General features: G+C 62.9%; 7 protein-coding genes. 3 read left to right on the top strand and 4 right to left on the bottom strand.

What is annotated here, in order from left to right; translation table 11 throughout:
• The coding region (locus tag DZK26_RS12185) for a DUF808 family protein (protein ID WP_116896933.1) at window positions 1–673 on the top strand (673 nt) is incomplete at its 5' end.
• Window positions 674–816: 143 nt separating this feature from the next.
• Here the strand turns inward: DZK26_RS12185 and DZK26_RS12180 are convergent.
• From DZK26_RS12180 to DZK26_RS14355, 4 genes are all read right to left on the bottom strand, one after another.
• Window positions 817–1,134 carry a hypothetical protein gene (locus DZK26_RS12180; RefSeq protein ID WP_116896932.1) on the bottom strand — a complete coding sequence of 106 codons (318 nt, stop codon included), beginning with the start codon at window positions 1,132–1,134 and terminating at the stop codon, window positions 817–819.
• 727 nt (window positions 1,135–1,861) lie between these two features.
• Window positions 1,862–2,056: a hypothetical protein gene (locus tag DZK26_RS14195; RefSeq protein WP_147306580.1), complete on the bottom strand. Its 195-nt coding sequence runs from the start codon at window positions 2,054–2,056 to the stop codon at window positions 1,862–1,864.
• 58 nt (window positions 2,057–2,114) lie between these two features.
• Window positions 2,115–2,297, bottom strand: a complete 183-nt coding sequence (locus DZK26_RS12170; RefSeq protein WP_116896930.1) for a hypothetical protein — start codon at window positions 2,295–2,297, stop codon at window positions 2,115–2,117.
• Between the two features lie 28 nt (window positions 2,298–2,325).
• The gene (locus tag DZK26_RS14355) at window positions 2,326–2,472 is read right to left on the bottom strand and encodes a hypothetical protein (RefSeq protein WP_181918232.1); all 147 of its coding nucleotides are present in this window, start codon (window positions 2,470–2,472) and stop codon (window positions 2,326–2,328) included.
• 170 nt (window positions 2,473–2,642) lie between these two features.
• On the opposite strand from DZK26_RS14355, the gene DZK26_RS12165 reads away from it, so the two are divergent.
• Window positions 2,643–4,403, top strand: a complete 1,761-nt coding sequence (locus DZK26_RS12165; protein WP_116896929.1) for a sialidase family protein — start codon at window positions 2,643–2,645, stop codon at window positions 4,401–4,403.
• 243 nt (window positions 4,404–4,646) lie between these two features.
• Window positions 4,647–6,317, top strand: coding sequence for a hypothetical protein (locus DZK26_RS12160; RefSeq protein ID WP_116896928.1), 1,671 nt, complete (start codon window positions 4,647–4,649; stop codon window positions 6,315–6,317).
• Window positions 6,318–6,518 lie beyond the last annotated feature (201 nt).

Below are 6,518 nucleotides of genomic sequence, written 5' to 3'. Positions count from 1 at the left end.
GTGGGCGATCGTTCCGCTGTTGATGCTCGGCGGTGCCTTTTTATGCTACGAGGGCGCCCACAAAGTCCACCAGAAGCTCTTCCACAGCGAAGCCGACAAACAGGAGAAGGAGCAGCTGAAGAAGGCGTTTCGTGATCCCGAGGTCGACCTGGTCGCCTTCGAGAACAAGAAGATCAAGGGTGCCATTCGCACTGACTTCATCCTGTCGGCCGAGATCATCGTCATCGCGCTGGGCTCGGTCGCCGCAGCGACGCTGAGCGTACAACTCGGCGTACTGATCGCCATCAGCGCGCTCGTGGTGTTGGTCGTGTACGGACTGGTCGCCGGCATCGTCAAGATCGATGACCTGGGTGTCCAACTGTCGAAGCAAGGTGGCGGAATCGGCCGCTTCGGAGAGTGGCTCATCGACGCCTCACCGATGGTTATGAAGAGCCTCGGGATCGTGGGCACCATCGCGATGTTTCTCGTCGGCGGCGGCATCTTCTCGCACAATATCCCCTGGGTCGAGCACCTCTTCAAGGGCTGGGCGGCACTGACCGGCCCGCTCGAGTCGGTCACGCAGCTATTGCTCGATGGACTCCTCGGCGTCGCGATCGGCGCTATTATTGTGGTGATCTTTTCGCTCGGTGCCAGGCTCACGGGCCAGGGTGAGCATTCGAAGGCCGAGCACTGAGTTCCTCGGAGACGCCGCTGTTCCCGTAGCTTCCTGAGCGCAGATTACACCCGGAAGTCCCTTTCATTTAAAACAGATTGAGGGTGGTCCGAATCATTGGTGTCCTGGATTCTGCCTCCTGGCCTCTTTGCCCGAGCGTGTTGCTATTGTTGTTCGAAGCGGTCGGCAAAGATGCCGTCGACCGGGACTTCAGCCGTGTAGAGTCCGGCCCAGCTTTCGGTTTCTTCCGGGTCGATCGGATCGATGTAGAGCATGCTGGCGGCTATGGCTATGCGGCCGTTGCGGAAGCCGTCGCGCTCGATTGCAACCGAACTGACGCGGGAATCCGCCGGGGCATCCGGGTCGAGCAACTGGCCGGGTGTGGTTGCCACCTCGGCGACCGTCTTGAGGGGAGCCGGGGAATTGAAGTCCTCGCGCAGGTAGATGCCATCAAGGCCCTCAGGCTGGGCCTGGAAGGCCACGCGCGGGGCTGCCCGGAACTGGTCGACAGCGCCGCATAGGCGCTGCTGCGCCAGCGAGCCAACTCCTCGCTTTCTTCTTCTTCCCCGCTGCCCGTACCGGGTACGCGTCCGGAGAAGCCCCAGGACAAGTAGTCCTCCATGTCGTCGCGCCCGGTCCGGGAAATCATGTGCCTCGTGTCGGTTGCAGGGTCGTGCACGAAAATTCCCTGGTTGACCGGAACCTGCACTTCCAGTCCGTCGGGATGCTGTTCGTTGCAGTAGGCAGGCAGGTCCGAGCTGCCATCCTCGGGACACTCGAGGAGCTGGGTAAACGTGGCGCTGCCCCAGGTTCCCCAGAAGGCGACCATCGTACCGTCACTGCTGAGCGACAGCCCTTCGCCAAAATTCGTGAACTGCGGCCGGAGACACCGGGCACCGGATCGCCGATGGCGACGACGGTTTCGAGAGTCGGCATGTGGGCGATCGACGCCTTGTAGATGCCACCGACCGTTCGGTGCCTCTTCGATATCCCAACCGGTGAAGTAAACAGATCCATTCGCCGCGCTCGGTGGCGCTGTGGCGCCGAACAGGATGCCCGGATGGTCCGGGAATTCCAGGTTGGAGCTGGCGATCATGCCCGTGTATGGCGTTGGCGGTCCGCTGACCACATCGCGGAAATAGATGCCGGTGCGGCCGAGCCCGTCGTTCTGATCGGTGTAGTTGCCCTTGCAGATGACGTAGTTTCCGTCTACCGCAACGGCCCTGGGAAACTGATCGAAGCGCTTCCGGCCACGGTTTCGGGCACTGAATACTCTGGAAAAGTCAGGGTGACCTGGTCGGGTTCGACGGCCGCACCCAGCAGGCTCACGCCGGTGGTTGGCGTCCCGCCCGGAAAGGCGTAGATACCGGCGGGTCCCACCCGCGTGACTTCAGCGCTGTCCATGGAGTATTCCCAGACCGGCTCGCGCTGCCCGCGCGTGGCTACCAGGCTGCCATTGGGGTCAATCCGGGGCGTTGACGGAAACTCGTTGTAGGTTGTAGGTGCCGGACAGGTTGTTGGGCGAGGGCACCTGATCGCCTCGGAACAAAAGCTTGATGACCGGGCCGACGCCGTTGAGGTCGAGTTGGTAGACGCCGCCGGCCTGTGACCCTCCCAGAGTGGCCGAACGGGCCCTGAAGACCACAATGCCCTGATCATTCAGGCCCGGGGTTTTAGCTTCTGAACAGGTCGCCGGTATCGCCGTCCGGTGCTTCGTCGCCGTTATTGGCGATGGTCTCCCAAACTAGTGATTGGGCCCCAACAACCCATGGCGCCGGAGTGGCGGCCAGGGCCAGCAGGGTTACGCGGGATGCGTGCATGAGCGTCTCCAGGCATGCTTGAATTGAGACACCAGGTCACTTTCCAGGAATTTGCTTTTTGCGCATTAAGGGTCGAAAAAGACTGGCCTGGTGATTTAGATCAACCCACCGACATGTTTGCGGCATTAAAGTGTGAAGAATTCTGCTACTGCACGTTTGAGAGGGAAAAAATGCCGATCATCTCCAGGCTTTTTGCGCTTGTGCTCGCAATGGCGCCGACATCGGTCTTTGCCCAGCAACCCACCATCGATTTCGGTCCGGCTGGCAATGTCTCCGATACGCCGACCGGAACGGCCCGGACCGAGTACGTTCTGGTCGTCGACCAGACGACCCTGGAGAAAGTGCACATCGTGACCTATGCCGACGGCCCCAATGGCCGGCGAGATGTCTATGTTCGCTATTCCACCGACGGCGGGGCGGCCTGGTCGTCGGCGGTCAATGTCTCCAATACGGCCGGGCAGACCAACGTCGTGGGAGAGTTCGGAAACTCGAGACGGCCCGCGCTCGTCGCCGACGGGGACGAGTTGGTACTGGTCTGGAACGACCGCTATTGTCCCGGCGGCAGCCAGGGCAGTTATTCGCCGGGCGGCGATCCGATCGGTTTCGCCTGCATCTGGGCGGCGCGCTCGACCGATGCGGGGCGCAGCTGGTCGGCGCCCGAGCAGCTCACCGACGGTTCGCGTGATGCCATCAACCAGTTCCCGGCCGCCAGTCCGGACGGCGTCGCGCTGGCCTGGCAAGAGGATCCTGCCGGCGTTCCGGGTGAAGGGACCGGAGGCGAGTCGGGTGCGAGCGGCAACCCCGGAACGAACATCTTCTATACGGCCCTTTCAAAGGCCGATTTTTCGGCCGCGACGGCTTTTCCGGCCCCTGTGACAGTCTCCGATAATGTCTCCACCGCGTCGGGCGAGCCCCGCGCGACCCGCCCCAACCTGCAGCTCGTCGGGCCCACCGCCCTGCTGGCCTACGAAGAAACCAAGCCTGGCGGGGGCGGCAAGGATGTGCTCTGGCACGATTTCATCTTCCTGAGCCCGCCTGCCGATAGTGCGGGCAGCGTCGTCAACCAGATGCCCGCCGAGAATGCGCGGCGCGTCAGAATCGTGGCCCAGCCCGTGGCCGACGCCGGAGCGAATGGTGCCGCGGCGATGGTGCTCTGGCGTCAAGGCAGCGGCAGCCACGGAGCGCCGGCCGATTTCATGATGCGTCGGGCCACCGGCGGGTACGGCATCGGGCAGTTCGACGACGCGGTCAATCTCAGTGGTGCCACGCTGGACGAGGCGACGGGAGCCAACCCCGAAGACAGTATTCGCGGGCATCGCGGCATCCTCGACGGCAGCTTTGCCGCCGTGGTGTTCATCTACACGCCCAGCGAAGCCGATCGGGCGCTTCAGGAAGCCACATACAACGTCCGAACCCGCCGTTCCTTCGACGGCGGACAGAGCTGGTCGGCTGCCCGCAACGTCTCCGGCATCACCGACTTCGGTCGCATGGCCTTCGCCCCGCGCATCGTGGCGACGTCGCCGACGATTCCCAGCGGTGATCCGCTGGATGTGCGCAACCCGGACGTCTATTTCCTGGCCTGGGATACTCGCGAAAACCTCGCGGATCAGCACTTGAGCGAACGTTTCGATGCCTTCGCGGCGATTACCGTGGATCGGGGCCGGAATTTCTCCGCGCCTGTGCCTATCGCTGACAGCGAGGCCGAAGAATGGGAAACCGGGCTTCAAGCCTGGCCGTCGGGCGAGATCGTCTGCGCTATCTGGAAACAGCGCGATCCCGGCGAAAGCTCGGAGGCCTGGTTCCGCTGCGGCGAGCGTGGTCAGGTACCGGCCCTGGCGGTGCCCGTTCTGGCGCCCTGGAGTGTGCTGATCATGGTCCTGACGTTGATGCTAGTGGTTCGCCGATTCGGCCCTTTCCCTGCTGTGAACTGAATAGCGGAATTCGAACTGCCTCCGCCGGGTGTTGGGCGGAAAGATCACGGCGACGGCAAGTACGTTGTCGGCATGTGCCCTGAACTTGACCAGGATATCGTCGGATATGCGCAACTCAACCTTACATTATAACTGCGGAATACGGAGGCGAAAATCAGGACATGTCACGACTTGTCAGTCCGTGCCTGCCGGCGCAGAATCCTTGTTTTGGGGGATAGGCCAACCTTGGCTCGGGAGCTCATTATGACCCACACACTCCGCTTTCTGTCCTTGAACGCCTGTCTGTTCCTTGCCGGCATGGCTTGCCTTTCGATCGCTGTCGCCCAGAGCACCGAATCCGTGCTGGCCGATTTCTACCAGGACACCGGTGGCGACCAGTGGGACGACAACTCCGGCTGGCTGGACCCATTCGTCGACTTCTGCGACTGGCACGGCGTGAGCTGCCGCGGCAGCCAGTCAGGCCAGAAGATCATCGACCGTATCGAACTTCCGGACAACAACCTCATCGGAACGCTCGACCTGGCCGCGCTCGACGAGCTCGACCTGGCCGAACTGAACCTGCGCGACAATCGCCTCGGCGGAACACTCAACCGCGCTCCCATCCAAATCCATCAACTCGATCTTTCCAACAACCGCTTCGAGGGGGTGCTGCCCGCCCTGCGCGAGCAGGACATCCCGTTGATCGTCGACGACAGTCCGCACACCTGGCGGCTGACCAACAACGACTTCAGCGGCGCCATCCCCGCCAACTGGCGCGAACTCAAGCTTCGAAACCTCGAACTCAGCGGCAACCGCCTCGACGGCAACTTCACCGTGGCCTTCGAGACGATCGGGCGAGAGGGGCCGGGCCATCTCGGCATCGCCGACAACGAATTCTCTGGCACGCTGACGCCCGACATCCGCGATGCCTGGCTCCAACTCCACGATGTCGACACCTTCGGCGGCCTCAACCTGTGCTGGAACGACTGGCAGATCGACGATCCCGAGCTGGATACCTGGATCGCGAACCGTCACGTGGGCGGCGAATACATCAACTGCATCAATCGCAGCCGCAGCCTGATGGCGGCCGACATCAACGGCTCGTGGTTCAACCCGCAGCGTAACGGTGAAGGCATGACGCTGATGATGATCGACCGCGGCGTGCCGCTGATGTACTGGTTTTCCTTCGACACGCAGGGTCGGCAGCAGTGGGCCTTCGAAGTGGGGCTGCACCACGAGGAAAGCCTGCAATGGTCGACGTTGCTCGAAACCCGCGGCGATTTCGCCGCCGGCATTCGGTTCACCGATGGCCAGCGCACCGTCCGACCGCTGATGGGTGCCCGCCTGGATCGCCTGGGCACCAACGACACGCACTTCGAGCGCCGCTACTGGAACTACACCTTCTGCCCCCCGCTGCAGGATCCCGAGGGCAACCCCTTCCCCTGCTCGGTGATCCCGGTCTCCGACCGACTCGACTACGTGCGCCTGAGCGAAATGGCGGGCAGCACCTGCGACAACCAGAGCGCGTTCCAGCAGTACTCCGGCGCCTGGTTCGACCCCTTCCGAGCCGGTGAAGGCTTCATCATCGAGGCACTGCCCGACGACCGGGCGGTGGTCTACTGGTTCACCTACAAGCCCGACGGTTCGGGCGAGCAGGCCTGGATGATCGGGCAGGGCCGCTTCGAGAGCGGCACACAGGAGCGAGCCCGAATCGAGTTCGATCTCTACCAGCCAACCGGCGGCGTCTACGGGGACGACTTCGACCCCGATGCCATCGACAACGTCGACTGGGGCACGCTGCTCGTCGAGTTCAGCGACGCCGACACCGGCCGGGTTTACTGGGACAGCAACCTCGAAGATTACGGTTCGGGAGACTATCCCATCGTCCGACTCGCCCGACCCATGCTGGCCGAGTGCAACGAAAGCGCCTCTTGAATGAGTTCGGCCACCGCCCGGCGACCGCGGTGAATTTGCTTGGACGCGCCGCATCCACTCACGGGGGTGGTTGGCGACGTTCCAGAGGCCTTCGGGAGACATCTTCTCGTCCAGGAAATTTGTGGGTATCCTGGAGCCCATCCCGTGGGCGATCGTTCCGCTGTTGATGCTCGGCGGTGCCTTTTTATGCTACGAGGGCGC

The sequence above is a fragment of the Wenzhouxiangella sp. 15190 genome (assembly GCF_003417465.1).
GTDB lineage: Bacteria > Pseudomonadota > Gammaproteobacteria > Xanthomonadales > Wenzhouxiangellaceae > Wenzhouxiangella.
The sequence above is the reverse complement of the archived record's forward strand: the minus strand, read 5'-3'. Positions and strand labels throughout refer to the sequence as shown.

What these genes read in the sequence shown, in the direction of transcription:
- DZK26_RS14195 (WP_147306580.1), bottom strand. Translation starts at nt 2,056, where the DNA reads ATGGACAGCGCTGAAGTCACGCGGGTGGGACCCGCCGGTATCTACGCC.
- DZK26_RS14355 (WP_181918232.1), bottom strand. Translation starts at nt 2,472, where the DNA reads ATGCACGCATCCCGCGTAACCCTGCTGGCCCTGGCCGCCACTCCGGCG.
- DZK26_RS12165 (WP_116896929.1), top strand. Translation starts at nt 2,643, where the DNA reads ATGCCGATCATCTCCAGGCTTTTTGCGCTTGTGCTCGCAATGGCGCCG.
- DZK26_RS12160 (WP_116896928.1), top strand. Translation starts at nt 4,647, where the DNA reads ATGACCCACACACTCCGCTTTCTGTCCTTGAACGCCTGTCTGTTCCTT.